25 protein-coding genes and 1 pseudogene are annotated in these 25,741 nt (G+C 72.2%); 11 read left to right on the top strand and 15 right to left on the bottom strand.

The window, feature by feature from the left end:
• A partial coding sequence (locus tag BGM09_RS36310; protein ID WP_188286024.1) for a hypothetical protein occupies positions 1-292 on the bottom strand: 292 nt, incomplete at its 3' end.
• A 228-nt stretch (positions 293-520) separates the two neighbouring features.
• On the opposite strand from BGM09_RS36310, the gene BGM09_RS36305 reads away from it, so the two are divergent.
• Positions 521-1,366 carry a DeoR/GlpR family DNA-binding transcription regulator gene (locus BGM09_RS36305; protein ID WP_188286022.1) on the top strand — a complete coding sequence of 282 codons (846 nt, stop codon included), beginning with the start codon at positions 521-523 and terminating at the stop codon, positions 1,364-1,366.
• 48 nt (positions 1,367-1,414) lie between these two features.
• Here BGM09_RS36305 and BGM09_RS36300 read toward each other — a convergent pair whose 3' ends face one another.
• The 3 genes from BGM09_RS36300 to BGM09_RS36290 form a co-directional block, all read right to left on the bottom strand.
• A complete protein-coding gene (locus BGM09_RS36300) occupies positions 1,415-2,818 on the bottom strand; it encodes a hypothetical protein (protein WP_188286021.1) in 1,404 nt (467 codons plus the stop codon).
• A gap of 126 nt (positions 2,819-2,944) precedes the next feature.
• Positions 2,945-3,643 carry a cytochrome b/b6 domain-containing protein gene (locus BGM09_RS36295; protein WP_411158416.1) on the bottom strand — a complete coding sequence of 233 codons (699 nt, stop codon included), beginning with the start codon at positions 3,641-3,643 and terminating at the stop codon, positions 2,945-2,947.
• Complete coding sequence (locus BGM09_RS36290) at positions 3,624-4,454, bottom strand: molybdopterin-dependent oxidoreductase (protein ID WP_188286019.1); 831 nt, start codon at positions 4,452-4,454, stop codon at positions 3,624-3,626. The genes BGM09_RS36295 and BGM09_RS36290 overlap by 20 nt, the downstream gene beginning before the upstream one ends.
• A gap of 168 nt (positions 4,455-4,622) precedes the next feature.
• On the opposite strand from BGM09_RS36290, the gene BGM09_RS36285 reads away from it, so the two are divergent.
• Positions 4,623-5,030, top strand: coding sequence for a RidA family protein (locus BGM09_RS36285; RefSeq protein ID WP_188286018.1), 408 nt, complete (start codon positions 4,623-4,625; stop codon positions 5,028-5,030).
• 55 nt (positions 5,031-5,085) lie between these two features.
• Here BGM09_RS36285 and BGM09_RS36280 read toward each other — a convergent pair whose 3' ends face one another.
• Positions 5,086-6,264, bottom strand: coding sequence for a PLP-dependent cysteine synthase family protein (locus BGM09_RS36280; RefSeq protein WP_188286017.1), 1,179 nt, complete (start codon positions 6,262-6,264; stop codon positions 5,086-5,088).
• Between the two features lie 250 nt (positions 6,265-6,514).
• Here BGM09_RS36280 and BGM09_RS36275 point away from each other — a divergent pair, with 250 nt between their 5' ends.
• Positions 6,515-7,024, top strand: coding sequence for an ATP-binding protein (locus tag BGM09_RS36275; RefSeq protein ID WP_188286023.1), 510 nt, complete (start codon positions 6,515-6,517; stop codon positions 7,022-7,024).
• 164 nt (positions 7,025-7,188) lie between these two features.
• Here BGM09_RS36275 and BGM09_RS36270 read toward each other — a convergent pair whose 3' ends face one another.
• A complete protein-coding gene (locus BGM09_RS36270; protein ID WP_188286016.1) occupies positions 7,189-7,509 on the bottom strand; it encodes an SHOCT domain-containing protein in 321 nt (106 codons plus the stop codon).
• Between the two features lie 232 nt (positions 7,510-7,741).
• On the opposite strand from BGM09_RS36270, the gene BGM09_RS36265 reads away from it, so the two are divergent.
• Positions 7,742-8,608, top strand: a complete 867-nt coding sequence (locus BGM09_RS36265; RefSeq protein ID WP_188286015.1) for a DUF2797 domain-containing protein — start codon at positions 7,742-7,744, stop codon at positions 8,606-8,608.
• A gap of 698 nt (positions 8,609-9,306) precedes the next feature.
• On the opposite strand, the gene BGM09_RS36260 is transcribed toward BGM09_RS36265, so the two are convergent.
• The gene (locus BGM09_RS36260; RefSeq protein ID WP_188286014.1) at positions 9,307-10,575 is read right to left on the bottom strand and encodes an ROK family protein; all 1,269 of its coding nucleotides are present in this window, start codon (positions 10,573-10,575) and stop codon (positions 9,307-9,309) included.
• Positions 10,576-10,592: 17 nt separating this feature from the next.
• Between BGM09_RS36260 and BGM09_RS36255 the strand changes: the two genes are divergently transcribed.
• Both BGM09_RS36255 and BGM09_RS36250 read left to right on the top strand, forming a co-directional pair.
• Positions 10,593-11,957, top strand: a complete 1,365-nt coding sequence (locus BGM09_RS36255) for an MFS transporter (protein ID WP_188286013.1) — start codon at positions 10,593-10,595, stop codon at positions 11,955-11,957.
• Between the two features lie 102 nt (positions 11,958-12,059).
• Positions 12,060-12,470: an SCO4225 family membrane protein gene (locus tag BGM09_RS36250; protein ID WP_188286012.1), complete on the top strand. Its 411-nt coding sequence runs from the start codon at positions 12,060-12,062 to the stop codon at positions 12,468-12,470.
• Positions 12,471-12,483: 13 nt separating this feature from the next.
• Here the strand turns inward: BGM09_RS36250 and BGM09_RS36245 are convergent, their stop codons facing one another.
• The gene (locus BGM09_RS36245) at positions 12,484-12,879 is read right to left on the bottom strand and encodes a MarR family winged helix-turn-helix transcriptional regulator (protein ID WP_188286011.1); all 396 of its coding nucleotides are present in this window, start codon (positions 12,877-12,879) and stop codon (positions 12,484-12,486) included.
• 87 nt (positions 12,880-12,966) lie between these two features.
• On the opposite strand from BGM09_RS36245, the gene BGM09_RS36240 reads away from it, so the two are divergent.
• Positions 12,967-14,553 (top strand): MFS transporter, encoded by a 1,587-nt coding sequence (locus tag BGM09_RS36240; protein ID WP_223188088.1) that lies wholly within the window; start codon positions 12,967-12,969, stop codon positions 14,551-14,553.
• Between the two features lie 184 nt (positions 14,554-14,737).
• On the top strand, positions 14,738-15,184 hold the full coding sequence (locus tag BGM09_RS36235; protein ID WP_188286010.1) for a DUF6332 family protein: 447 nt from the start codon (positions 14,738-14,740) through the stop codon (positions 15,182-15,184).
• Here the strand turns inward: BGM09_RS36235 and BGM09_RS36230 are convergent.
• From BGM09_RS36230 to BGM09_RS36220, 3 genes and pseudogenes are all read right to left on the bottom strand, one after another.
• Entirely contained in the window at positions 15,145-15,810 is a 666-nt protein-coding gene (locus BGM09_RS36230; RefSeq protein ID WP_188286009.1) for a response regulator, read from the bottom strand. The two genes, BGM09_RS36235 and BGM09_RS36230, sit on opposite strands and share 40 nt — an antisense overlap.
• A gap of 260 nt (positions 15,811-16,070) precedes the next feature.
• Positions 16,071-17,246: pseudogene (locus BGM09_RS36225) on the bottom strand (sensor histidine kinase); the annotation flags it as partial.
• A 58-nt stretch (positions 17,247-17,304) separates the two neighbouring features.
• Positions 17,305-18,087, bottom strand: a complete 783-nt coding sequence (locus BGM09_RS36220) for a TetR/AcrR family transcriptional regulator (RefSeq protein ID WP_188286007.1) — start codon at positions 18,085-18,087, stop codon at positions 17,305-17,307.
• A 150-nt stretch (positions 18,088-18,237) separates the two neighbouring features.
• Between BGM09_RS36220 and BGM09_RS36215 the strand changes: the two genes are divergently transcribed.
• Positions 18,238-18,702 carry a nitroreductase family deazaflavin-dependent oxidoreductase gene (locus BGM09_RS36215; RefSeq protein WP_188286006.1) on the top strand — a complete coding sequence of 155 codons (465 nt, stop codon included), beginning with the start codon at positions 18,238-18,240 and terminating at the stop codon, positions 18,700-18,702.
• Between the two features lie 46 nt (positions 18,703-18,748).
• Here BGM09_RS36215 and BGM09_RS36210 read toward each other — a convergent pair whose 3' ends face one another.
• The gene (locus BGM09_RS36210; protein WP_188286005.1) at positions 18,749-20,002 is read right to left on the bottom strand and encodes a geranylgeranyl reductase family protein; all 1,254 of its coding nucleotides are present in this window, start codon (positions 20,000-20,002) and stop codon (positions 18,749-18,751) included.
• Positions 20,003-20,161: 159 nt separating this feature from the next.
• On the opposite strand from BGM09_RS36210, the gene BGM09_RS36205 reads away from it, so the two are divergent.
• Positions 20,162-21,535, top strand: a complete 1,374-nt coding sequence (locus BGM09_RS36205) for a dipeptidase (RefSeq protein WP_188286004.1) — start codon at positions 20,162-20,164, stop codon at positions 21,533-21,535.
• A gap of 84 nt (positions 21,536-21,619) precedes the next feature.
• Here BGM09_RS36205 and BGM09_RS36200 read toward each other — a convergent pair whose 3' ends face one another.
• On the bottom strand, positions 21,620-22,654 hold the full coding sequence (locus BGM09_RS36200) for an NUDIX hydrolase (RefSeq protein WP_188286003.1): 1,035 nt from the start codon (positions 22,652-22,654) through the stop codon (positions 21,620-21,622).
• A gap of 254 nt (positions 22,655-22,908) precedes the next feature.
• Positions 22,909-24,468: an MDR family MFS transporter gene (locus tag BGM09_RS36195; protein WP_188286002.1), complete on the bottom strand. Its 1,560-nt coding sequence runs from the start codon at positions 24,466-24,468 to the stop codon at positions 22,909-22,911.
• A gap of 158 nt (positions 24,469-24,626) precedes the next feature.
• On the opposite strand from BGM09_RS36195, the gene BGM09_RS36190 reads away from it, so the two are divergent.
• Positions 24,627-25,223: a TetR/AcrR family transcriptional regulator gene (locus tag BGM09_RS36190; RefSeq protein WP_188286001.1), complete on the top strand. Its 597-nt coding sequence runs from the start codon at positions 24,627-24,629 to the stop codon at positions 25,221-25,223.
• A gap of 286 nt (positions 25,224-25,509) precedes the next feature.
• On the opposite strand, the gene BGM09_RS36185 is transcribed toward BGM09_RS36190, so the two are convergent.
• Positions 25,510-25,741, bottom strand: a 232-nt coding sequence (locus BGM09_RS36185; RefSeq protein WP_188286000.1) for an ROK family protein, incomplete at its 5' end; no start/stop codon positions are given.

Here is a 25,741-nt window from a genome sequence, read left to right as displayed (position 1 = left end):
GCACGGCGGGCGGCCCGGCCGGCGAGCTGCCCTTCTCGCCGGGCGTCGGACCCCGGTCCAGCCCGTCCGCGCACCGCTGCGCCACCCCGCCGGTCAGCACTCCGCCCATCGCACAGGCCAGCAGCGCCACGGCGGGCCCGGCGAGCCCGCGCAGCGCGACCCCGCGGTCGGCGGGCAGGTCGTCGAGCGCGTCGTCAGGTGACTCGTCAGGCGCGTCGCCGGACCTGCGGGGGGCCGCGGACGTCGGCTCGTACTCCGGCGGAGGCGAGCGGTGCAGGAACAGCGTCGTCACCGCGAGCGCGGTGATCAGCGCACCTGGAGCACCGTGAGCGCGGTAAACATCTGGGCGGCGGGCAGCCGTCAGGCCCGGCAGCCGTGCGGTAATCGTGATGTCGATGGTCGGAAGTCGTACCGGTCCGGTCACCTGACGTACACGCGATGTCGCCGCTCATGGAAAGATGACCGCAGCACGTCGGTGGACGGCATCGCGGACAACGAGACGGACGGGACGGGGTCACGGGTGAGCGACAACCAGAACCTGCTCGCGGAGCAGCGGCGGGCCCTGATCCTCGACGAGGTGCGGCGGCGCGGCGGTGTCCGGGTCAACGAGCTGACGCGGCGGCTGAACGTCTCCGACATGACGGTGCGGCGCGATCTCGACGCGCTGGCCCGGCAGGGTGTCGTGGAGAAGGTGCACGGCGGCGCGGTGCCGGTCGTCGAGGCCAGTAGCCACGAACCTGGCTTCGAGGCGAAGTCGGCGCTTGAGCTGGGCGCGAAGGAGGCTATCGCGCGGGCGGCGGCGACCCTGGTCACGCCGGGCAGCGCCATCGCGCTCGCGGGCGGCACGACCACCTTCGCGCTGGCCCACCATCTGCTGGACGTACCGGATCTGACCGTGGTCACCAACTCGGTGCGGGTCGCGGACGTCTTCCAGTCGGGGCAGCGGCGGACCGGCGCCCACAGCGGCGAGGCGAGCGCGACCGTGGTCATCACCGGTGGTGTACGCACCCCGTCCGAGACGCTGGTCGGGCCGGTCGCGGACCGGGCGATCCAGTCCCTCCACTTCGACCTGCTCTTTCTCGGCGTGCACGGCATCTCCGTGGAGGCGGGCCTGTCGACGCCGAACCTCGCGGAGGCCGAGACCAACCGGCAGTTCGTACGGTCCGCCCGCCGCGTCGTGGTGATCGCCGACCACACCAAGTGGGGCACGGTGGGCCTGAGTTCCTTCGCCTCGCTGGAGGACGTGGACACTCTCGTGACGGACGCGGGCATTCCCGAGGTGCTGCGCGCGGAGATCGCCGAGCACCTGTCGGAGCTGATGGTCGCCGAGGAGCCGGAAGGCTCGACGGGTGCGGCCGACAACTGACCGCCCGGCTAGGCGCGTTCAGGCGCTCGGCTCAGGTCGTCCAGGGGCTCAGCGGTACTCGGCGAAGCGCGCGCGCACGGCGAGGAGCACCAGCAGACCGGCCGCGCCGAGCGCGCCCGCCGGGATCTGGGGCCAGCCCGCCAGGTCGTCGTGGGCGGCCTTCGCGTGCGTGTCGAAGTCGTCGAGCTGACGGCCCGCGAGGGCGTCCAGGGTGGTGGCGAAGTCCCAGAAGTCGAAGGCCACGTCACCGCGTCCGACATTGGTCAGGACGACCGCGGCCTCGTCCGTCCTGCCCTGCGACTTCAGTGACCGCAGCCGCTTGTCGTCGGCGAGGAAGTGGCCGTAGCGGGTGAGAACGTCCTCGTACGCGGCGCGTTCGGCCGCTGTGGCGTATCCGTCGGGGCTGAGCAGTCCGTCGAGTTCCTTGACCAGACCGTCGAACTGCCGCTGGTCGGCGACCCCGTAGGCCGCGTCGTGGACGAACCAGCGGCTCTCGCTCGCGGCGGCCTGCGCGGCGGTGGCGCGGGCCTCGGCCAGCCGGGACCAGGGGCGCAGCCCTTCGCGGCCGGCGGTGTTCACGCCGTCGGCGGACGAGGTGAGGGCGAGGGTGCCCACGAGGGTGACGACCAGCGCGGCGACGGTGGCCGCGACGAGCGCCGGGTTGAACAACCGCCGGTAGTCGGTGGCCAGTTCCCACTGCCACCACAGCAGGAAGCCGAGCGTCAGCAGCCCGACGACACCGATGGCCAGGGCCCAGCGCAGGGCGGCCGAGCGGGCCGCGGACTCCAACTGCGCCGCCTTCGCCTCGTACGCGGCGGACAGCTCCGTGGCCTCGGGCAGGAGCTGGTCGTGCATGATCTGTCCGGCCTGGACGTTCATCGCCACGGCGCGCGACGGCGGGTGGCCCGCGGTGCGGTCGGGCTGCTGTTCGTCCACATAGGCGGCCCGGCCGCTGAGGTCGTCGTAGCGGCCGAGCCCGTCGAGCAGGTCCCGCACCCGGACGCTCTGCGAGCGGTCGGCGGCGAGCTGCCGCAGCAGGTCGCTGACTTCGGCGCGCCGCTGCTGCGCGGTGATCAGCGCGATGAGCTGATTGCCGACCTCGACCTGGGCGTCGGCGGCGGATCTGCCCGGTGCGAGGGTGTCCGCCCGCTGGGCGTCCAGGTCGGCCAGCGCGAAGCGCAACTGCCCGGCCACGGCGGCCCGTTGGGTCACCGCGTCCCGCAGCCCCGCGGTGTCGGACCGTACGCCGATCGCCCCCGCGACCGCGACGGCGCACAGCGCGGCCAGCAGCGCCAGCGCCGTCACGGCCCTGGCGCCGAGCCGCCGCGGCCCGGCCTTCCCCCGTCGAAGGCCGCGCCGCGGCGCGCGTATCGTCTCCGGTTGCCTGACCGTTACGGCCACCACCGCCGGCGGGTCGCCCGCCGGGGGCCGCGTCACCTGAGACGTCGTCATGCGGCGACGCTAGGCGCGTCCAGCGAAACCCCGGTGGCCCCGGAGCGACCGCCCGGTGTCCGGCCCGTAACAGAACTGCCGCGAAAGGTACGTGCGACCGCGAACCGGCCGCGGGCGTCCCGGTGTTCAGCGCGGCCCGCGCGTCGTGGTCGTCCCCGGGGCACGGCCGCCGCCGCGCCCCTCACCGTCACCCTCGGCCGGGGATTCGGGCTGCCACAGCGGGTGTTCCTCCTTGATCCACCAGCGCGGTACGTAGCCGGTGCGCAGACCGCGCCGCGCCTCGGGGTCCTTGCTGGCGAACCAGACGTGTCCGGTGATCCCGGCGGCCAGCAGGAGCGCCAGCCAGTCGTGCACGAAGGTGGCGCCCGTGCGGTAGAGCAGCGGGGACATCCGGGGGAACCACATGATCAGCCCGCTGCCGATCATCACCAGCACCGCGCCGACGCTGAAGGCGGCGAAGAGCTTCTGGCCCGCGTTGAACTTGCCCGCCAGGCTCGGCTCGCGCCTGCGGGTGCGCAGCGCCGCCCGCAGCCAGCGCCAGTCGTGCGGGAAGAACCGGCCGAGCCTGCCCGCGTCCCGGCGGAAGGCGCGCGAGGCCAGTCCCAGGATCACCGGTACCGGGAGCAGGATGCCGGACCACTCGTGGACGGTGACGACCAGTCGTCTGCGGCCGACGATCTCCGACAGCGGCGGAAAGTACAGACAGGCGGCGGTGAACACGCACACGCCCATCAGCCAGGCCAGTGAGCGGTGTACCCAGGTCTCGGCGCTGGTGAAGCGGCGCAGCCCGGTGACGACCCGCGCCTCACGTAGTCGGGTCATCATGGCGGCCGTTCGACTTGCCGACCCATCCGTCCACGTCATAGCCGTAGTGCTCCCAGTAGCCGGGTTCGACGTCCTTGGTGACCGTGATTCCGGACAGCCACTTGGCGGACTTGTAGAAGTACATGGGCGCGGCGTAGAGCCGTACGGGTCCGCCGTGCGCGTCGGTGACCGGCTTGTCGTCCATCGTGAGCGCCACCAGCATGTCGGGCCGCCTGGCCTGCTCCATGGTGAGGCTCTCGGTGTAGACGCCGTCGAAGCAGTTGAAGCGGATCGCCCCGCCCTTGGCCTGGACGCCCGCCGCGTCGAGCAGGGTGGACAGCCGCACCCCGGAGAAGGCGGTGCTCGGCACCCGCCAGCCGGTGACGCACTGCACGTCGTGCACCATCCGCACCTGCGGCAGCGCCCGCAGATCGGCGAGGCGGTACGAGACGGGCTTGTCGACGAGGCCGCCGACGGTCAGCCGGTAGTCGTTCTCGCCCCGGTGCGGGATGGAGTTCGACACCGAGTAGAAGCGGAAACCGCCGCCGCCGGGCAGCAGTCCCGTCACCCCGGTGGGGTCCTTGGCGCTGACCGACGCCAGGATCGTGTCGAGCTTGCCCTGGACGGCGCTGCCCACGCCGACGCCGACGGCGCCGAGTCCCAGCATGCCGAGGATGACTCGGCGGCCCACGGGGGTGCCGCGCCCTTCCGGTTCCGCGCCTTCCGGGGAGTCCGGAGCGTCCCGCGAGTCCGGGGTGTCCGGGGTATCCGGGATTGCCGACGGCGGAAGCGGTTCCGGTGACCTCACCGGGTGGGACGTACTGTCTTCCATTCCTCGATTCGAGCACGCCGGAGGCCCGCTGGCCAGGGTCGGCGGCACTCCGTCAGAGTTTCGTCACATCCGGGTCCGTTTATCTGCGTCCGCTGTGGGTTCCGCGAGGTCGCGGCGGGCGCGGGCGCGGGTACGGGGCGGGCGCGCGGCTGTGCCACCATGCCGGTCATGGGTGACAAGGATCAGTGGGACATCGCACACTACGAGCGGCCGGAGGGGCTGCCGCAGGTCAACGGGTACAGCCACGCGGTGGCGTTCACCGGGCGCATGGTCGCGGTGTCGGGTCAGCTGCCGCTCGACGCGGACGGCACACTGGTCGGCGAGGACGACGCGGAGGCCCAGATCCGGCAGGTGTTCGTCAATCTCGTGGCGGCGCTGGCCGCCGCGGGCGCGACGCCGGACCGGATCGTGAAGCTCACCGTCTTCCTCACCGATCTCGCCGACCTCGCCGCCTTCCGGCGGGTGCGGGACGAATTCCTGGTCCCCGAAAGGCTTCCCGCGTGTTCCCTGGTACGGGTCGCGGGGCTGGTCAACCCGGCGTTCCGGGTGGAGATCGACGCGCTGGCGGCGATCTGATCAGGCATCGGGTCCGGCGCCGGACCGCGTGCGGAAGCCCGTACCCGACCCGGCGTCAGTCCGGCCAACTGCCGTCCGCCAGAAAGGCGTCGATCGCCGCCGCGTAGGGCGCGATGTCCAGGCCCTGCGCCGCGAGCCATGCGTCGGAGTAGTACTTGTCGAGGTAGCGGTCGCCCGGATCGCAGATCAGGGTGACGACGCTGCCGGTGCGCCCCGCCGCGACCATCTCGGCGATGATCTTGAAGGCGCTCCACAGCCCGGTGCCGGTGGAGCCGCCCGCCTTGCGGCCGATGGCCGTGTCGAGGGCGCGTACGGCCGCGACCGAGGCGGCGTCCGGGACCTTCATCATGCGGTCGATCGCGCCGGGCACGAAGCTCGGCTCCATGCGCGGCCGTCCGATCCCCTCGATCCGTGAACCCCGGTCGCAGGAAACGGACCTGTCGCCGGTCAGCCAGCCGTCGAAGAAGCAGGAGTTCTCCGGGTCGGCGACGCAGATCCGCGTGTCGTGCTGCATGTAGCGCACATAGCGGGCGATGGTCGCCGAGGTGCCCCCGGTCCCCGCGGTGGCGACGATCCAGGCCGGGTCCGGGTACCGCTCACGGCGGAGCTGCTGGAACATCGACTCGGCGATGTTGTTGTTGCCGCGCCAGTCGGTGGCGCGCTCGGCGTACGTGAACTGGTCCATGTAGTGCCCGCCGGTCTCGGCCGCGAGCCGGGCGGAGACCTCGTAGACCGTGCGCGGGTCGTCCACGAGATGACACTGGCCGCCGTGGAATTCGATCAGGCGCTGCTTCTCGTGCGCGGTGGTGCGCGGGAGGACCGCGACGAAGGGCACGCCGACGAGACCGGCGAAATACGCCTCGGACACGGCAGTTGAGCCGCTGGACGCCTCGATGACCGGCTTGCCGGGGCGGATCCAGCCGTTGCACAGCCCGTAGAGGAAGAGCGAGCGGGCGAGGCGGTGCTTGAGCGAGCCGGTCGGGTGGGTGGACTCGTCCTTGAGGTAGAGGTCGATGCCCCACGACTCGGGCAGCGGGAAGCGCAGCAGGTGGGTGTCGGCGGACCGGTTGGCGTCGGCCTGGACCTTGCGGACGGCTTCCTTCAGCCAGTCGCGGTAGCCGGTGTCGGTGCGGTCGACGTCCACCGTGCCCGTACAACCGCCCGTACCGCCGCCCACCCGGTCACCCGCCCCGGCCGCCCGCTCGCCGGTCTCGTCCGAATCGTTCGCGTCCATGCCGTGGATCATAAGCGGATAAACCACCGAAAAGCGGTCCAGCACTGGCCCGGCGGCCTTTGCGCAGGCGGGCGAGGGTCCCGGAAGTTGCGGATTCGGCCACCTGGGGAGACTCTGAAATCGCATCACGGAGTGCTGTAGCAGTCACTCTACGCATTTTCGCTCAGGTGTTCCCATCGGAGCGGCGTACGTCCCGGACCCGCCCCGCGGTGTTCCGGCCCCCGCCGCGGAGGGAGTCGCAGCCGTGATCATGCAAGCCGACCAAACCGACAGAGAGTGTGCGCTCGAACTCGACGCGCATCCGTACCGGATCCAGCAGATCCGACGCATCGTGTCCGCCCAGCTTCGCTACTGGCGCCTCGACCCGCTGATCGACGCGGCGTCGCTCGGCATCAGCGAACTGCTCGCGAACGTCCACCGCCACGCCAAGCCCGACAAGCACTGCTCGGTGCGTCTGTCGCACGCGTCCGACCGCCTCACGGTGGCCGTCGCCGACAACGACCCGAGGCTGCCGAAGCTGGCGCCGGCCGCCGCGGAGCCGCTGGCGACCGCCGGTCGCGGGCTGGCCATGGTGGAGGCGGTGAGCGACAGCTGGGGCACCGATCTGCTGCCCGAGGACGGCGGCAAGGTCGTGTGGTTCGTGCTCCACACACCGATGCCGCGGCCGTCGCTGGTCCCGCTGCGTGCCGCTGTGGCCTTCGAGCCCCCGCGTGAGCGCATCGCCGCCGTCGCCGCCAGTATCGCCGTACCGGTCGCCTGACCGACCCGGTGCGCAGGCCGCCCGTCACGGCGATCCCGTACGGCGCCTGCGCGGCGATCCGCGAGGCCACGGAACCGGCCGTCGTATCCCCCCGTGCGGATACGACGGCCGGTCCGTCTGTGCGCGCGCACCCGCGGTGAGGCGGCCCGCCGGGAATCCGGCGGTCACGCCGTACCGCCCCTGCCCTCGCGCAGGTCACGGCCGAAGCGCTCGTCCAGGACCGACAACCGGCGCCAGTACTCGTCCTCGTCGATCTCGCCCGCGGCGAAGCGGCGGCCGAGCAGGGTGACCGGCGAGTTCTGCGCGGCTTCGGTGGCCGCCTCCGACCGCCACGGCGCCGCCCGCCAGGGGCCGCCTCGTCCGCGTCCGCGCCAGACGGTGCGGCGCAGCACGGTGATCACGGTGACGACCACGGCCGCCCAGATCAGGGGCAGGAACAGGATCCACGGGCCGGGCCCGCCGTCGTGCCAAGCCAGGGTGTTCATCGCTCGTCAACTCCTCGGTGGATGCCGTGTCGGGAGACTTCTTCCGACACCACCGAGCCTCGTCCTCCGCGGCCCGCCCGTCGTCGTACGGCCGGCGGCACCCGCGCTACCACCCGCGGAGTACGCGGCGGCCCCGGCGCTGTCGTACCCCTGCCCTAGGGTCGGGGACATGTGGCGCTGCACGGGACTGGGTTGGGGTCAGGGCGGTCCCGAGTGGAGGTGGTGGCATCCGGTGCACCGCGGCCGGTCGAGCCCGCTGCAACTCGACGGACCGCTGTCCCTTGCCGTCGGCGCGGACGCGGTGCGCACCTGCGCGGGGGTGTGGCGCGGCGGCCGGTACGTGACGTGTCCTTACGGTGCGCACCTGCCTCCCGACGTCCGGCGCCACCAGTGCGACCGGTGCGCGGCGCTGGACCGTTCGTATTCGGTGGCGGCCGACACCAAGGTGGACGATCCGCGGCCGTACGCCGTCTATCTGGCCTGGTTCGGCCCCGGACTCCTCAAGGTGGGCATCACGGCGGCCGAACGCGGCGCGGCCAGGCTGCGGGAGCAGGCCGCCGTCTGCTTCACCTTCCTCGGCGAGGGCCCGCTGATGACGGCCCGCCGTACCGAGGCGATCCTGGGCGCGGCGCTCGGCGTTCCCGACCGCGTCGCCGCTCCGGCCAAGCGCGCCGCGCGCCACACGCTGCCCGACGCGGCGGCCCGCGCGGCCGAACTGCGCGGCCTGCACGCCTCGGTGGCCAGCCTGCTGCCCGACACCCTACGGGCGCGGCCCTGCGAAGTCGTCGACCACGCCGCCTTGTTCGGCCTCTCCCCCGGTCAACTCCCGCCTCCGGGCGCCCGCGTCACCGCGCTCCCGCCGGGCTCCACACTCACCGGGACGGTCAGGGCGGCGGCCGGTTACGACGTCTACGTGCGGGTCTCGGAGCCGGAGGTGTCCTCCCGCGCCGAGGGGGCGGAAGGCTCGGGCCGCCTTCTGCTGCTCGACACCCGGCTGGCCCAGGGCTGGCCGCTTCTGCGTCCGCGGTACGGGGCGGCAACGGACGTACCGACGGCCGTCATCGCCCCGGCCGAGGAAGCCCCACCGCCGCTTTTCTGAGGCTTCGCCGCTCTGTGTCTTGTCTTTCCCGCCCGCCCACCCGTGCGGGTGTGTTGTTCGTCTGCGGGTGCCGCTTGTGCCTGGTCGGTGCCGGTCCGGGGTACCTCCTCGAAATCCGTAACACCTGGCCTTGGGTATCCAGTGAGCTTCTTGTCAACGTATTTCTGCGGGGGCACCCCGGCCCGTCCCCTTCCGGTACGTCGGCGTCCGCCTGTCCGCTGTGGCTGATGGGGAGGGGGTGAGGGGGAGCCGAGCCCCTGCGCGACCGGCCGACCCGCCGGGGTGGGCGGAGGTCGGCGGACCGGTGGGTGGGCCGGGGTGCGTCGGCGCCCGGCTGTTCCTCCACCGTGGGGCGGACCGTCCGAGGGGCCCACAACCCTCCCCCGCCCACCCAACCCCCTGGGAGGAGGACGCCCGGGGCACCCTCACGGTCTTTGACACCCACCCCGGCCATCCACGGACAGGCGGACGCCGACGGGCGAGGAGGGGACGGGGCGGGGTGCCCCCGCAGAAATACGTTGACAAGAAGGTCACCGGATACGCAGGACCAGGTGATACGGATTTCGAGGAGGTACCCCGGACCGGCACCGACCAGGCACAAGCGGCACCCGCAGACGAAGAACACACCCGCACGGGTGGGCGGGCGGGCAAAAGAAAACCCGGCCCGAAGGGCGAACCCTCAAACGAACGGACGCCGCTCACCCGCCCAGCAGCGCCAGCGGATCGTCCAGCACCGGCTGCCACGCCAACTCCGCCGCCCCAACAAGGCTGTTGTGGTCCAAAGCACAGGCGAGCAACGGCACACCGCCGCTACGACCCCAAAGGCTGTGGTCGGCAACAACGGCCCGCAGCCGCTCCGGATCGGCGTCCAGAAGATAGCGGTGCAGACCGCCGAGGAGGATGCGGTCGGGGTTGAGGACGTTGACGAGTCCGGCCAGACCGCGGCCGAGGCGGTCGATGAGGGTGTGCGCGGCGTCGCGGACGGAAGGGTCGGAAGAGACGGAGGAGTCGGAGGAATCGGAGGAATCCGACGCGTCGTCGTACTCCCTGCGGAGCAGGTCGATGGACTGCTGGAGCAGCGAGCCCTCGGGCCCTGGCGCGCGACCGGCCGCTTCGAGGAAGGCCAGCGGGTCGGCCTCGACGTCGAGGCAGCCGCGGCTGCCGCAGTGGCAGGGGCGGCCGTCGGGCAGCACGGTGAGGTGGCCGACCTCCAGGGCGAGCCCTGAACTGCCGGTGTGCAGACGGCCGTCGAGGACCAGCGCGCCACCGACACCGCGGTGTCCCGAGGCGACGACGAGCAGGTGCTGGGCGTCGCGTCCCGCGCCGTGCCGGTGTTCCGCGAGCGCGGCGACGTTGACGTCGTTGCCGATGAAGGAGGGGACGGGGTCGCCGTCGGGTCCCGCGATGCCGACGCGCGCGATCTGACTCGCGAACACCTGCCGTACGGGGGCGCCCGCGGGCCACGCGAGGTGCAGCGGGTTGAGTGCGGTGCCCTCGGGCTCCGCGACGGCGGACGGTACGGCGAGTCCCGCGCCGACGCAGACCCGTCCCGACGCGCTCAGCAGCTCCGCTCCGGCCTCCACGACCGCGGCGAGCACATGCGCGGGGTCGGCGTGCACGGTCATGGAGCCGGGCGCGGTGGCGACGATCTCGCCGCCGAGTCCGACCAGCGCGGCCCGGAATCCGTCGGCGTGCACCTGGGCGGCGAGCGCGACCGGCCCGCTGGGGGCCACGTCGAGCCGGTGCGAGGGACGGCCCTGGGCGCCGGAGGGTCCGGTGGGCCGGGTGTCGACCCGGATCAGTCCCAGCGCCTCCAGCTCCGCGGCCACCGCCCCGGCCGTGGCGCGGGTCACTCCGAGCTCCGCGGTGAGCAGGGCGCGGGTCGCCGCGCGGCCGGTGTGCACGAGGGAGAGTGCCGGGCCGAGCGCGCCCCGACCCCTCTCAAGCCTTGTCCGAATCTGTGTCACCCCTCTATTCTGACTTTGTGCCGACGCTAAACAAAATAGGGACGGCCCTCGGCCGATCCCACCACACTCCCCCACCCTCTCCTGCCCTGCGCCGCCTGCGCGTCGCCTTGACCGTCTTCTTCGCCGTCGACGGCTTTCTCTTCGCCGGGTGGGTCGTCCGCATTCCCGCGATCAAGGCCCAGACCGGCGCGACCGCAGGCCAGTTGGGCCTCGCGCTGCTCGGTGTCTCCGTCGGCGCCATCGCCACGATGGTCCTCACCGGACGGCTCTGCCGCCGCTTCGGCAGCCGCCGGGTGACGGTGCTGACCGGCGTCCTCCTCTCCCTGAGCATCGCCCTGCCCCCGAGGACGCACTCGGCACTCGCCCTCGGCCTGGTCCTGCTCCTGTTCGGGGTGGCCTACGGCGGCATGAACGTGGCGATCAACAGCGTCGCCGTGGACCTGGTCGCGGCCATGCGCCGCCCGGTGATGTCCAGCTTCCACGCGGCGTACAGCATGGGCGGGCTGCTCGGCGCGGGGCTCGGCGGCCTGCTGGCACCGCACCTGTCCGCCGCCACGCACCTGCTGCTGCTCACCCCGATCGGCCTGCTGACGGTCTTCCTCGCCGGACGCGTCCTGTTGGCACACCCGCTGCGCCAGCCGTCGGCGGTCGCGGCACGCCGGACGGCCGGACCCGTACAGGCCCGCACGGAACCGCCGCTCGCGGACGGCCCGGCCCGTACGGCCGACACCTCGCCCACGGCGGCGGCGCCTGCCGACCCGGTCACCGCAACGACGACGGACCCGGTGCACGCGCCCGCAGCGAAGACCGCGCCCGGCAAGCCCGCCAGGACCGGGCTGATCGTCCTCCTCTTCGGGCTGATCGCGGCGTGTTCCGCGTACGGCGAGGGCGCGCTCGCCGAATGGGGGCCGCTGCACATCGAGCAGGATCTGCACGGCGGGTCGAGCATCGCGGCGGCCGGTTACGCGGCGGTCGCGGGCGCGATGATGCTCGGCCGCCTTTCCGGTACCGCGCTGATCGAACGCCTGGGACAGACACGGGCGTTGGTGCTGGGCGGCCTCACCGCCTCCGCGGGGATGCTGATCGGCGCGCTGGCCCCGTCCACCCCGGTCGTGGTGGCCGGTTTCGCCGTCACCGGGCTCGGCCTGGCCAACCTCTTCCCCACCGCCATGGCCAGGGCGGGCGAACTGACCGGCCCCGGCGGCGTCGCGGCGGCCTCCACCCTCGGCTACGGCGGCATGCTGCTCGGCCCGCCCTCGATCGGCTTCCTCACCGACGCAGTCGGCCTGCCCACCGCGCTGACCACCGTCTCCGCCCTGGCCGCGGTCGCGGCGGGAATCGCCTACGGCGTACGGAACAGCGCCGCGCGCGCCGAGAAGTGACCGACGGAACAGGCGCTCACCGGCACGTATCACGGCATGCTGGTCCCCGGCCGCGAGATCCACTGCCGGAACCATAAGGGTTCGCAACCGCAAGGAGGAGCGATGCGCATACCGTCCTGGCTGACCACCGCCACCGGCCCGCTGTACCGGGAACGGATCTCCCGCGGCTATCTGTACGTCGTCGGCGCCGCGCTGGCGCTGATGCTGTTGGACACCGCGGTCTTCTCGCACCGCAACGCCTCGCTCACCGCCGTACTGCTGGTGCTGCTGACCCTGCCGTGGACGCCGCTGATCTGGGCGCTCTTCGCCGCGGTCGGCGGCATGGACACCCGTGGCACCGCCTTCGGCTGGTCCGGCTGGACGCTGACCGTCGTTGCCGCGCTGGTCTCCGCGGCGCTCAACGCCGTACTGCTCGGCTACGCGGCCCGGTACGCCCGCCGCCGCGCCGACGCGAACCCCCGGGGCGAGCGCTCCGCCGACGCCTCGACGGCCGCGGAGACGGGCGGCGCGTGACCCGGCCTCGGGGTCAGCTCTTGACGAGCATCCGCTCCAGCACGGCGCGGTGGCAGGGGCGGGCCTGCTCGTAGCGGGCGCGGCCGGTCTCGGTGAGGCCGACGCGTACGCCCCGGCGGTCCTCGCTACAGATGCCGCGGTCGACGAGACCGTCCTTCTCCAGCCGGGCGACGAGGCGGGACAGCGCGCTCTGGCTGAGGTGGACGCGGTCGGCCAGTTCCTGGACGCGGAAGGTGCAGCCGCCGTCCTGGGGGTCACCGGAGGCGAGCAGGTCCAGCACCTCGAAGTCGCTGGCGCCGAGCCCGTACTGGTGCAGCTCACGGTCGAGTTCACATGCCGTACGCGCGTGAACGGCAAGGATCTGCCGCCACTCGTCCACGAGCGCCCGCTCACCCTTGTCGCCGGTCATGTCTGCACGGTAGCAGAAAGCGAACCCTTCATGCACGGACATTAAATGCGCTTGCATTGAATGCGTACGCATGTAAGTCTCGCCTCCATGACCTCTCCGTCTCCTACCGTCCCCCGCACCGAGGAGCGATGGAGTGCCCTCCAGTGGGGCACGCTCCTGGTGCTCTGCGCGGCGCTCTTCCTCGACGCACTCGATGTGTCGATGGTCGGCGTGGCGCTGCCTTCGATCGCCCACGACCTCGACCTCTCCACGTCCTCGCTCCAGTGGGTCGTCAGCGGTTACATCCTCGGCTACGGCGGCCTGCTGCTGCTCGGTGGCCGCGCGGCCGACCTGCTCGGCAGGCGCCGCGTCTTCCTCATCGCGCTCGGCGTCTTCGCCGTCGCCTCACTGCTCGGCGGCCTGGTCGACTCGGGTGAACTGCTGATCGCGACCCGCTTCATCAAGGGCCTCAGCGCCGCGTTCACCGCGCCCGCCGGACTGTCGATCATCACCACGACCTTCGCCGAGGGCCCGGTCCGCAACCGCGCCCTCACCATCTACTCGAGCTGCGGCGCCACCGGTTTCTCCATGGGCCTGGTGCTCTCCGGCTTCCTCACCGAGGCGGGCTGGCGCTGGACGATGCTGCTGCCCGCGCCGGTCGCGCTGATCGCCCTCGCCGCAGGTCTGAAGCTCATCCCGAAGAGCCCGCGCGAGAGCGGCAAGGGCCGCGGCTACGACCTGCCGGGCGCCGTCACCGGCACGGCCTCGATGCTGTTGCTGGTGTTCACCGTGGTCTCGGCGTCCGAGGCGGGCTGGGCCTCGGCCCGCACGCTGGTCTCCTTCGCCGCCGTCGCCGTCCTGCTGACGTCCTTCGTCGCCATCGAACACCGCTCCTCGTCACCGCTGATCCGGCTCGGCGTCCTGCGCTCGTCCAGCCAGATCAGAGCCAACCTCGGCGGCGCCACCTTCTTCGGCTCGTACGTCGCCTTCCAGTTCCTCGTCACGCAGTACATGCAGAACGTGCTGGGGTGGAGCGCCCTGCACACCGCGCTCGCCTTCCTGCCCGCGGGCTCCCTGGTGGCCGTCCTCTCCACCCGGATGGGCCCGATCGTGGACCGGTTCGGCACACCACGGGTGATCGCCGTCGGCTTCACCTCGCTGGTCATCGGCTACATCCTCTTCCTCCGCATCAATCTGGACCCGAACTACGCGGCGGCCATCCTGCCGTCGATGCTGCTGCTCGGCGCCGCCTTCGCGCTGGCCTTCCCGTCCCTCAACATCCAGGCCACCAACGGCGTCAAGGACCATGAGCAGGGCATGGTCTCCGGACTGCTCAACACCTCCTTCCAGGTCGGCGGCGCCATCTTCCTGGCCGTGGTCACCGCGGTGGTCACCTCCAGCGGCGGCGATCACCCGGCGAACAAGCAGGCCATTCTGGACAGTTACCGGCCCGGCCTGTGGGTCGTCACCGGCATCGGTCTCGTGGGCCTGCTACTGACCCTGTCCGGGCTGTTCACCCGCAGGAAGGCGTCCTACGGCATCCTGGTCGCGTCGTCGGCCGACTTCGAGAACGGGGGCGCGGGACGGTCCGGCGCCGCCGGTTCCGCGACTGCCACGGGGTCTGCCCGTTCCGCCGGTTCCGCGGGCTCCGCCGAGCCGGCCGACGAGTCGGAACAGGTCGCCGTGCGCGACTGATCACTCGCTCGGCCGACCGCTCGGCCGAGCGTCCGATTCCGTTTCCGCTTCCCTTCCGACACCCTCCGACTCCCCTGGTGATCCGGGCACTTGACGACCGGCCCCGCGCGAAATGGCATCGCGCGGGGCCGGTCGTGCCATGGCAGACTTGGCCGCATCGCGATTGCGACGGGAGGGGCGGGGGATGCGCGGAAGCCGTGCGCAAGCGGAACGCGACGCCATCACAGTCGAAATGGTCTTCGCCATGGTGTCGGGCGCCGTGCTGGCGGCGCTCGGATTCCTGGCGGTGGTGAGCCCGGTCATGGCGGACGAGGCACACGGCACGGCCCGCGAAGGGTGGTTCACCGCCGCGGTGATCGTCGCGGCTGCCGCCTTCTGCGGGCGCGTCGCCCTGACGCTCCGCCGCTTCGAACAGCGGGGGCACGCGCTGCACGAGCGGATTCCGTTGCCGGGGGCACCGGTCGGCGCGGACGCGGGCACCGAGATGAGCGCCGGAGCTCGTCCAGGTACGGGTACGGGTACGGGTACGGGTACGGAGTTGGGCACGGCGGCGGGCCGTTCACCTTCGGCCGGTGGGTCGGTGACGTCGAGTCAGCCCAGCCAGCCGGGACGGACGAGCCCGGACTCGTAGGCCATCACGACCAGTTGGGCCCGGTCGCGCGCGCCGAGTTTCACCATCGCGCGGCTGACGTGCGTCTTGGCGGTGAGCGGGCTCACGACGAGGCGGCGTGCGATCTCGTCGTTGGACAGTCCGATGCCGACCAGCGCCATCACCTCCCTTTCCCGCTCGGTGAGTTGGTCCAGGCCGACCGCCTGCGCGGGCTCCTTGGAACGGGCGGCGAATTCGGCGATCAGCCGCCGGGTCACACCGGGCGACAGCAGCGCGTCGCCCTCCACCACCGCCCTTACCGCGCGCAGCAGTTCCTCCGGCTCGGTGTCCTTCACCAGGAAGCCGGAGGCTCCGGCTCGGATCGCCTCGAAGACGTATTCGTCGAGTTCGAAGGTGGTGAGGATGACCACCTTGACCTCGGCCAGTGCCGGATCGTCGGTGATCCGGCGGGTGGCGGTGAGACCGTCCGTCCGCGGCATGCGGATGTCCATCAGCACGGCGTCGGGGGTCATGTCGCGGACCAGCCGCAGCGCCTCCTCGCCGTCGGCCGCCTCCCCCACCACCTCGATGTCGCTCTGCGCGTCCAGCAGCGCGCGGAATCCGGCGCGTACCAGCACCTGGTCGTCGGCCAGCAGCACGCGAATCACGGATGCTCCTCGGTGGCCTCGGCGGCCTGGGTGAACTCGGTGGCCTCAGCGGCTCCGTCGGCGGGGGTCGGCCGGTCGGCGCGGTCCCACGACGGCGGCTCGGCCGTGGCCGATCGTACGGCGGGCGGCGCCGGCGGGGCGGTCGGTGCGGTCGGGTCCACGGGGCGGACCGCCAGTGAGGGTGGGTTCTCGAGGCGGGCGGCCGGGGCGGAGCGTCCGGGCGTCGGACCGTACGGGGCCTCGGTGCCGCCGCCAGATACGCCCGGCGCGACGATCGGCAGCAGCGCACGGACCCGGAAGCCGCCGTCGGGGCGCGGGCCCGCCTCCAGCGTGCCGCCCAGCGCGGCAGTCCGCTCGCGCATGCCGACCAGGCCGTTGCCCCCGCCGGTCTCGCCGCCCGCGACGGCGGGTCCGTCGTCTTCCACCGTCACTTCCACGCTGCCGGGCCGATAGCCGAGGCGGATACGGGCGGCGCGGGAGCCGGAGTGCCGCACGATGTTCGTCAGCGCCTCCTGCACGATACGGAAGGCGGCGAGGTCGACCCCCGGCGGCAGCGGGGCCGGGGCGCCGTCGACGGTGACCTGGGCCTTCAGGCCCGCGGAGCCCGCCTGTTCGACCAGTTCGGGGAGCCGGTCAAGGCCGGGTGCGGGCGAGCGCGGTGCCTCGCCGGGGGCGCGCAGCGTACTGAGCACCTGCCGTACCTCCCCCAGCGCTTCCTTGCTGGCGGCCTTGATGGTGACCAGTGCCGTCCGCGCCTGCTCCGGCCGCTCGTCCATCAGCGCGAGGGCGACACCCGCCTGCACATTGATCACCGAGATGCTGTGCGCGAGCACGTCGTGCAGTTCGCGGGCGATCCGCATGCGCTCCTCGTCGGCCTTGCGGTGCTCGGCCGCGGCCCGTTCGCGGCGGTCCCTGGCGATCTGCTCCCGCCGTACCCGGTACAGCTCGGCGGCGGCCAGCACCGCGAGCAGCCAGGCGCCGGCCGCGGAGGTCTCCGCCCAGGACGCGCGGCCGTCGCCGGAGGGCGGCAGATAGCGGTAGAGCCACTGGCCGATCAGGGTGTGTCCGGCGAAGAACACCAGGGCGATGGCCGGCACGGCTCGCCTGTGGCCCGCGGCGACGGCGCTGAAGAAGGCGACGACGAGGCTGGCGAAGACCGGGCCGTAGGGATAGCCGAGCGTGATGTAGAGCAGCGTCACGCCGCAGGTCGCGGCGGCCACGACAACCGGTGAGCGGCGGCGGAAGAGCAGCAGTGCCGGGCCTGCGAGCAGCAGCAGGTAGCCGAGCCAGTCCAGGCCGACCCGGCCGGTCTGGTGGCCCGATGCCACGCGGGTGCCGACGACCTGGACGAAGGCCAGCGCGAGTGCGGGGATCCAGAGGGGCCGCGCGAACGGGAATCCGTGGCGCGCCGGCCCTGTCGGCTCCTCGTGACTCATGCGTTCCACGCTAGACCGCCGCCCAGGACGCGTCGTCCGCTGTACGGGGGCACCGCGACTACTTCGCGGGGAGTACGCCGTCCGCCGCCGACGCGTCCGCGGGTATCTCTTCAGGGGTGTCCGTCGAGGCGCTCGCGGTGGCGCCGAGGCCGACTTGGCGGGCCAGTCCCGCGGCTGCCAGGTCGAGGAATTCACGGCGGGCCTCGACCACTCGGTTGAACTGGCCGAAGACCTCGAAGCTGATCAGCCCGAAGAGCTGCGCCCAGGCGGCGACGAGCGCGGCGACCGTCCGCACCGGCAGATCGGGGGCCAGTTCCGCGGCGAGCCGGGCGGCGTCGGCGCGGACGGGGGCGGCGAGCGGATTGCCGGGCGGCTGCGTGAGCAGGCCGTCGCGGTGGGCGTCGCGGACGACGGAGAACAGGGCCAGGGCGGCGCGGGAGGCGGGGCCGATGGTGTCGAGCGGCGCGGTGTAGCCGGGTACGGGTGAGCCGTAGATCAGCGCGTACTCGTGCGGATGAGCGACGGCCCACTCACCGGCGGCGCGGCAGATCGCGGCCCATCGGTCGGCCGGTGCCGCGTCCTGCTCCACCGCACGCGCCAGGGCGTCCTCCGCCGCCGCGCCGATCGCGTCATAGGCGTCGATGATGAGAGCGGTGAGCAGATCGTCCCTGCTCGGGAAGTAGCGGTAGAGGGCGGATGAGACCATGCCCAGTTCGCGTGCGACCGCGCGCAGCGAGAGCCGCGCCGCCCCCTCGGCGGCGAGCTGGCGTCTGGCCTCTTCCTTGATGGCCGCGGTGACTTCGATCCTCGCCCGTTCCCTGGCTCCTCTGATCACGCTCATGGCAGTCAGTGTGCCATGTCCGAGAGCATCAGCCAAGAAAGAGAGCAGTGCTCTTGCTTTTCGCGGAGAACTGCTGGCACACTGTTCTCAAGCGAGAGCACCGCTCACAAAAGCGGTCACGACAGCAGTCGAGAAATCGGAGAGATCGCCATGTCTGAGCAGGTCGCACACGTCAAGAAGCCCGGCTGGTTCACCGTCAACGTCCTCAATCGCACAGTCGGCTGGCTGACCCGGCGCGGCTTGAGCGTCTGGGGTTCGCGGGTGCTGGCCGTCCGGGGCCGCAAGACCGGTGAGTGGCGGCAGACCCCGGTGAATCTGCTGACCTTCGAGGACCGGCGGTATCTGGTGGCCCCGCGCGGCCACGTCCAGTGGACCTACAACATGCGGGTGGCCGGCGGCGGCGAACTGCACCTCGGCAAGAAGGTCGAGGAGTTCACCGCCACCGAGGTGGCGGACGACGACAAGCCCGCCATCCTGCGCGCCTACCTCAAGCGCTGGAAGGCCGAGGTCGGAGCCTTCTTCGACGGCGTGGGCCCGGATTCGACCGACGAGGAGCTGCGCGCGATAGCGCCCAACCACCCGATCTTCCAGGTCCACACCGTCGACGGGAAGTGACGCGCGGGAGTACGGCACAGGGCCCGGAAGCGGGCCGGGGCCGACGTCAGGCGCGGTCGACGGCCTCCAGCGCCCTGCGGGCGAGCGGGTGGGTGCGGACGAGTTCAGCGAGCGAGCTCTTGCCGCGGGTGATGCCCGCGAAGGCGCGCCAGGCGGGCGGGAATGTGGTGAGCACCGCGTGCAGCATTCCGGGGCGCCGTTCGAAGAGGGTCAGCATGCGGCGGCCGACCCCCATCTCGACGCCGAGCCCGGCCTTCACCGCGAAGGTGTAGTTGAGTGCCTGACGCCTGGCGTCCACCGCGTCGTGGGACTCGGCGATGCGCACGGCCCACTCCCCCGCGAGACGGCCGGAGCGCAGCGCGTAGGAGATGCCCTCGCGCGTCCAGGGTTCGAGCAGGCCCGCGGCGTCACCGCAGACCAGGACCCGGCCCCGGGAGAGCGGGGAGTCGTCTGCGCGGCAGCGGGTGAGGTGGCCGGAGGAGACACTGGGCTCGAACCCGGCCAGGCCGAGGCGGGCGATGAAGTCCTCCAGGTAGCGCTTGGTGGCGCTGCCGTCGCCGCGGGCGGAGATCACGCCCACGGTGAGGGAGTCGCCCTTGGGGAAGACCCAGCCGTAACTGCCGGGCAGCGGGCCCCAGTCGATCAGCACCCGTCCCGCCCAGTCCTCCGCGACGGACGCGGGGACCGGGATCTCCGCCTCCAGGCCGAGGTCGACCTGGTCGAGCTTGACGCCGACATGAGCGCCTATCCGGCTCGCACTGCCGTCGGCGCCGACGACGGCGCGGGCGTAGACGGTCTCCTCGACGCCCTTGCCCGCCGGGCCGCCGCTGCCGTTGAGCACGACCGCGACGGTGCGACGGTCGGGGACACCGGGGCCGTGTTGCTCCACGCGGGAGACGGTCACTCCGGTGCGCAGCTCGGCGCCCGCCTCGCAGGCGGCCTCCACGAGGGCGTTGTCGAATTCGGGCCGGTTGATCAGCCCGAAGAGCATCTGCCGGGAGCGCTTGGTGCGCGTCAGCTTGCCGTTGAGGCTGAAGGTGACCGCGTGCACCCGGTCGCGCAGGGGCAGTTCGAATCCCGGCGGCAGGGCGTCCCGTGAGGAGCCGATGATGCCGCCGCCGCAGGTCTTGTACCTCGGCAGTTCGGACTTCTCCAAGAGGAGGACCCGACGGCCCGTCACGGCCGCCGCGTGGGCCGCGGTGGCCCCCGCGGGGCCCGCGCCGATCACCACGACGTCCCAGACCGCGAGCGCCTCGCCGTCGTTCGCGCCGCTGTCCTGCGCCGCCTGCTCACCGCTCACGTCTGTTCCGCTCCCGCTCGGCCTGTCCGGCTGTGTTGCCCCTGTTCAGCCGCATCCTATTGCGCCCGTCCGGAACATCTCGCTGTGGCACCATCGGCAGCGACCCCGTTGTGTGCACCAACGACCGATGTCGCCACCTGATTCCTGCTAGGAGCACCTATGTCCAGCACCCCGCTCGCCGATACTGTCGCCGCCTTGCTTCCCCGTGCCCGGACGGAATTGGCGGAGCTGGTGTCGTACGCGTCGGTGGCCGATGAACGACAGTTCCCGAAGAGCGAGTGCGAGAAGGCGGCCGTCTGGGTGGCCGACGCGCTGCGGGCGGAGGGCTTCCAGGAGGTGGCCCTGCTGGACACCCCCGACGGCACGCAGTCGGTGTACGGCTGGCTGCCGGGACCTGAGGGCGCGCCGACGGTGCTGCTGTACGCGCACTACGACGTGCAGCCGCCGCTGGACGAATCGGCGTGGCTGTCCCCGCCCTTCGAGCTGACCGAGCGGGACGGCCGCTGGTACGGACGCGGCGCGGCCGACTGCAAGGGCGGCGTGCTGATGCACCTCACCGCGCTGCGGGCGCTGCGCGAGCACGGCGGCGCTCCGGTCAACATCAAGGTGATCGTGGAGGGCTCCGAGGAGCAGGGCACCGGGGGTTTGGAGCGTTACGCCGAGGAGCACCCGGAACTGCTGGCCGCCGACGCGATCGTGATCGGCGACGCGGGCAACTTCCGGGTGGGGCTGCCCACGGTGACCTCGACGCTGCGCGGCATGGTGCTGGCGGAGGTGCGGGTCTCGACGCTCGAAGGCAACCTGCACTCGGGGCAGTTCGGCGGGGCGGCGCCGGACGCGCTCGGCGCGCTGATCCAGATCCTGGCGTCGCTGCGGGACGCGGACGGTTCGACCACGATCGACGGTCTCGACACCTCGGGCCAGTGGCCGGGCCTGCGCTACCCGGACGAGGACTTCCGGCGCGACGCCAAGGTGCTGGACGGTGTGGAGCTGATCGGCAAGGGCAGTGTCGCGGACCGGATCTGGGCCCGTCCCTCGGTGACGGTGCTGGGCATCGACGCGCCGCCGGTCGTCGGCGCCACCCCGTCCGTACAGGCCACCGCGGGCGCGTTGGTGAGCGTCCGGGTTCCGCCGGGCACCGCGGCCGAGCAGGCGGCCGAGGCGCTGACCGCGCATCTGCGGGCGGCGGCTCCGTGGGGCGCGAAGGTGGAGGTGACACAGCGCGGCAGCGGTCAGCCGTTCCGCGCGGACACCGGGAGCCCGGCGTACACGGCGATGGCGGACGCGATGCGGGAGGCGTACGGGGAGGAGTTGGCGGTGGCCGGGCAGGGCGGTTCGATCCCGCTGTGCAACACCCTGGCGACCCTGTATCCGCGAGCCGAGATCCTGCTGATCGGCCTCAGCGAGCCGGAGGCGCAGATCCACGCGGTCAACGAGAGTGTGTCGCCGGAGGAGTTGGAGCGGCTGTCGCTGGCGGAGGCGCTCTTCCTGGGCCACTACGCGGCCTCCAAGTCCGCGGGCGGCGCGGCCTGACCGACCCGCGACACCCCGCTGCCCCCGCCGCCGTCCGCGCCGGGTGGACGGCGGCGGGGGCAGCGGCGGCCGGACGGGGCAGGGTCATTCGGCCGGGTGACCGGCCTCCAGGTTGAGCGGTCGGCCCTGTTCGCGGGCGCGCAGCGCCCAGCGGAGCCGGTCGAGGCGGGCCGGTGGGAGCAGTCCCGCGGCCTCGTCCTCGGTGACGAAGCGCCAGCCGCGCAGTTCGCCGCCGGGCAGCAGCAGGCGGCCGATGTCCGCTTCCGCGACCCGGCCGCCGTCGAAGATCAGACGGAGCCCGCCGTAGCCGGGCGGGCGTGGCGGTTCCCAGTCGACCACGAGGAGTTCGAGACCGCGGGCGAGCTCGAGCCCCAACTCCTCGGCGACCTCGCGGTGTCCGGCGCGCGCGGGTGACTCGCCGCGTTCGACGACGCCGCCGGGGAACTCCCAGCCGGGTTTGTAGGTCGGGTCGACCAGCAGGACGCGGTCGGCGTCGTCGAAGAGCAGGACGCCGGACGCCACGGTCTCCGCGGTCGGTTCGGGGGTCTGGACGATCCCGCAAGCTCCCGCGCCGCGCCCGACGGCCTCGGTGACCCGTAGCGCGGTCTGGCGGGGGGTCAGGCCCGCGGTGGACAGGATGTGCGCGTCCAGGGCGAGCCACGGCAGGGCGTTCTCGTAGTCGGCGATGCGGTCCAGCGCCCAGCGGCGGGCCCGGTCGTTCGTTCCGGTGCGGTCGGGGTGGTCGTCCCTGGTGGCGATACGTTCACGCAGGATCGTTTCTCCTGGTTCCAGCAGTACGTGCCGGACCTCGATGCCGCGGGACGCGAGGCCGCCGAAGATCTCGTCGCGGTAGTCCTGCCGCAGCAGGGTCATCGGGGCCACCAGAACGCCGCCCACCTCATTGAGGAGAGCGGCGGCGGTCTCGACCACCAATCGCCGCCATATGGCCAGGTCCTGATAGTCGGTCACTTCTTGGAGCCGTTTTTCCGGCAGCAGTTGGCGCAGACAGCCGCCGAGTACCTCGGGGTCGTACAGGGTGCTCTCCGGTATCAGCTCCAGCATCTCCAGTGCGGCGCTGGTCTTCCCCGCGCCGAACGCCCCGTTCACCCAGATGATCACGGTGCCCCCTTTTCCGTAGACCCCTACGAATTGCCCGGATCATCGTGGGCGGCAAACGCGCCGTGGGCCGCGGCGGTGCGGACCGGCCGCAGCAGTCGGCGCCGCGCGGGCCGTCCGCACGCCGGATCCGTCGCGCAGACCTGGATGTTCACCGGTACCCCGGTGGGTCTCGCGGCCCCGCTGCCCACCATGCGCAGCGCCGCCGACGCCGCGGGAGGAACGGGCCTTCGGCGCGGACGTCGCTGCCGGACAGGTCAGCGGGACTCGGCCACCGCGGCGGCAGGGACGGGCCGCGGCGCGGTGCCCGGTTTGCCGCGCAGCGGGACCTCCTCGACGAACAGCGCGGCCAGGAAGGCGGCGGCGCAGACGGCCGCGGCGGCCAGGAAGATCTGATGCGTCCCCGTCGCGACGGAACGCAGATACGCGTCCCGTCCCGCGCCGCCCGCGCCCGGCAGACGCCCCTGCGTGGCGCGGGTGAACAGCGAGCCGAAAACGGCCACGCCCAGCGAGCCGCCGATCGTACGGAAGAGCGTGACGCCCGCGGACGCGACGCCCATGTCCCGCATCCCGACGCTGTTCTGGGCGATGGTCGTGGGCATCTGCATCAGCAGGCCGAGCCCCGCACCGGCCACCACCATGTAGCAACTCGTCACCGTACGGGAGGTGTGCACGTCCATGGTGGCCAGCAGCAGCATGCCCGCGGTCATCAGCGCGGCCCCCACGATCGGGAAGACCTTGTAACGGCCGGTCTTCGACATGACCTTGCCCGCGACCTGCGAAAGAACCACGACCGGGATCATCATCGGCAGCAGCAGGAGGCCGGAGCTGGTGGCCGACGCGCCCTGGACGCTCTGCTGGTACAGCGGCAGATAGAGCGTGGCACCGAACATCGCGGCGCCCACCGCGAAGACCATCATCGACGAGAGCCGGAAGTTGCGGGTGTCGAACACCCGCAACGGCAGTACGGGTTCGGCCGCGCGGCGCTGCGAGGCGACGAAGGCGGCCAGGCCGAGCGCGGCGGCGACGGCCAGCGCGCCGATCTGCCGTGAGGCCCAGGCGTAACGGTTGCCCGCCCAGGTCCCGGCGAGCACGACCGAGGAGATGGCGAACGTCATGAGGACGATGCCGAGCCAGTCGATCCTGGCCTTGCTGCGGGTGGCGGGCAGCCGCAGCATCACCTGGCACCACACCAGCGCGAGCAGGCCGAGCGGCAGATTGAGGTAGAAGGCCCAGCGCCAGCCGAGGTGGCCGGTGACGAAGCCGCCGAGCAGCGGGCCGCCGATGGTGCCGAGCGCCATGACCGAGGCCGTCATGCCCTGGTAGCGGCCCCGCTCGCGCGGCGGCACCAGCGCGCCGATCAGAGAGAAGGCGCCCACGGCCAGACCGCCCGCGCCGAGACCTTGAAAGGCCCTGAAGGAGATCAGCGCCGTCATCGACTGAGCGGCGCCGGAGAGCGCGGAGCCGATCAGGAAGACGACGATCGAGGCGAGGAAGACGTGCTTACGACCGTAGAGATCGCCGAATTTGCCCCACACGGGAGTGGAGGCGGCGGTGGCCAGCGTGTACGCGGTCACCACCCACGAGATGTGGGCGAGGCCGCCCAGGTCACCGACGATCGTCGGCATCGAGGTGCCGACGACCATGTTGTCGAGCATGCCGAGCAGCATCGCCAGCATGACGCCGAGGAGGGTGAGGCGGATGTTCTTCGGAACGGCGGTCGGCTCGTCGGCCGGGCTGTCGGCCGTCTCGTCGGCCGGGCCGGAAGCCGGGCCCGGGAGCGCGCTTGGGGTCGCGCCTGGAGTGTGTGCGGACATGGCTGATCACTCCTTTCCAGGAGGTCAGGGGGAACGGGAGGGGCGGCCGGGTCCGGGGCGATGCCGCATCGGCCGACACCCCAAGAAGAGCACACTCGATTCAAAAGTGCAATCACTCAACTTTTGAAGCGAGGCAACCCAGGGGGTAGGCTGGCGTCATGACCGAGACGACGATGGGACGCCGCGAGCGCAAGAAGGCCGCCACGCGGCAGGCGCTGGCCGACGCGGCCCTCAAACTGTTCCTCGAACGCGGCTACGACCAGGTCGGCGTCAAGGACGTGGCCGAGGCAGCCGACGTCTCCACCACCACCTTGTTCAAGCACTTCAGCGGCAAAGAGGCGCTGGTCTTCGACATGGACGCCGACAAGGAGGCGGCGCTCGTCGCCGCCGTACGCGACCGGCCCGCAGGCCGTACGATCCCCGACGCCCTGCGGACCCACATCCTGGCCACCCGCTTCGCCCACCCCGACAACCCGCGCCTGACCGAATTCCTCGACCTCGTCGAGAACACCCCGGCCCTGCGCGACTACTCGCACCGCATGTGGCTCCGCCACCAGACCGCGCTCGCCCGCGCCATCGCCGCCGACATCGGCGTCCCCGCCGACGACCCCTCCTGCGCCGCCCTCGCCCTCTTCGCCCTCGAAGCCCCCTCGCTCACCCGCAACCACCCCGACCCCCGCCACGCCCTCAACGGCGCCTTCGACCTCCTCACCGCCGGCTGGTCCGCCCTCCACCCCACAGACGCGGGAACGTGACGAGGCACAGCGCACGACGGACTCACGGCGCGCAAGACGGCACGTCAGGATCTCGGGGCACGGTGCGACGCGGTCACTATCCGACCGAGGGCACGCCAGGTCTTTAAGGGGCGCGGGGAACTGCCCCGCTCAGCCAGCGCGCGCCCGCGGATCGCAGCCGACCCCAGCGGGGCAATCACCTCTTCGGTTCTTCGGGCCACCGGCCCGAAGAGAGCTGAGCACGCGGGGGCCCGCACCCACACAGGAACCGTCCCCGCGGACGCGAACCGGCGGCGAGCCCGCCCCGTCAGATCGTCGTCGTAAAAGCGTCCAACCGCAGCGCCTGCGCCGCGGCGGCCGCCGCCCCGACCAACCCGGCATCGGTCCCGAGCTTGGCCGGTACGACATCGACCCCGGCGGCGAAAGAGAGCGTGGCGTACCGCGCCAGGTGCTCCCGGAGAGGATCGAAGAGAATCGGCCCGGCGCCCGCGACGCCCCCGCCGATGACGGCGACATGGATCTCGACGAGCGTCGCCGTG

The organism is Streptomyces sp. CBMA29, assembly GCF_014596445.1.
Classification (GTDB): Bacteria; Actinomycetota; Actinomycetes; order Streptomycetales; family Streptomycetaceae; genus Actinacidiphila.
Note: the sequence above shows the minus strand (reverse complement) of the source record. Positions and strands in the feature narration are given on the sequence as shown.

Excerpts from the sequence above, each read along its gene's own strand:
- BGM09_RS36190 (WP_188286001.1), top strand. The coding sequence starts at position 24,627 with ATGACCGAGACGACGATGGGACGCCGCGAGCGCAAGAAGGCCGCCACG.
- BGM09_RS36250 (WP_188286012.1), top strand. The coding sequence starts at position 12,060 with ATGCGCATACCGTCCTGGCTGACCACCGCCACCGGCCCGCTGTACCGG.
- BGM09_RS36285 (WP_188286018.1), top strand. The coding sequence starts at position 4,623 with ATGGGTGACAAGGATCAGTGGGACATCGCACACTACGAGCGGCCGGAG.
- BGM09_RS36215 (WP_188286006.1), top strand. The coding sequence starts at position 18,238 with ATGTCTGAGCAGGTCGCACACGTCAAGAAGCCCGGCTGGTTCACCGTC.
- BGM09_RS36195 (WP_188286002.1), bottom strand. The coding sequence starts at position 24,468 with ATGTCCGCACACACTCCAGGCGCGACCCCAAGCGCGCTCCCGGGCCCG.
- BGM09_RS36290 (WP_188286019.1), bottom strand. The coding sequence starts at position 4,454 with ATGGAAGACAGTACGTCCCACCCGGTGAGGTCACCGGAACCGCTTCCG.
- BGM09_RS36280 (WP_188286017.1), bottom strand. The coding sequence starts at position 6,264 with ATGGACGCGAACGATTCGGACGAGACCGGCGAGCGGGCGGCCGGGGCG.
- BGM09_RS36275 (WP_188286023.1), top strand. The coding sequence starts at position 6,515 with ATGCAAGCCGACCAAACCGACAGAGAGTGTGCGCTCGAACTCGACGCG.
- BGM09_RS36240 (WP_223188088.1), top strand. The coding sequence starts at position 12,967 with ATGACCTCTCCGTCTCCTACCGTCCCCCGCACCGAGGAGCGATGGAGT.
- BGM09_RS36220 (WP_188286007.1), bottom strand. The coding sequence starts at position 18,087 with ATGAGCGTGATCAGAGGAGCCAGGGAACGGGCGAGGATCGAAGTCACC.
- BGM09_RS36235 (WP_188286010.1), top strand. The coding sequence starts at position 14,738 with ATGCGCGGAAGCCGTGCGCAAGCGGAACGCGACGCCATCACAGTCGAA.
- BGM09_RS36245 (WP_188286011.1), bottom strand. The coding sequence starts at position 12,879 with ATGACCGGCGACAAGGGTGAGCGGGCGCTCGTGGACGAGTGGCGGCAG.
- BGM09_RS36295 (WP_411158416.1), bottom strand. The coding sequence starts at position 3,643 with ATGATGACCCGACTACGTGAGGCGCGGGTCGTCACCGGGCTGCGCCGC.
- BGM09_RS36205 (WP_188286004.1), top strand. The coding sequence starts at position 20,162 with ATGTCCAGCACCCCGCTCGCCGATACTGTCGCCGCCTTGCTTCCCCGT.
- BGM09_RS36270 (WP_188286016.1), bottom strand. The coding sequence starts at position 7,509 with ATGAACACCCTGGCTTGGCACGACGGCGGGCCCGGCCCGTGGATCCTG.
- BGM09_RS36300 (WP_188286021.1), bottom strand. The coding sequence starts at position 2,818 with ATGACGACGTCTCAGGTGACGCGGCCCCCGGCGGGCGACCCGCCGGCG.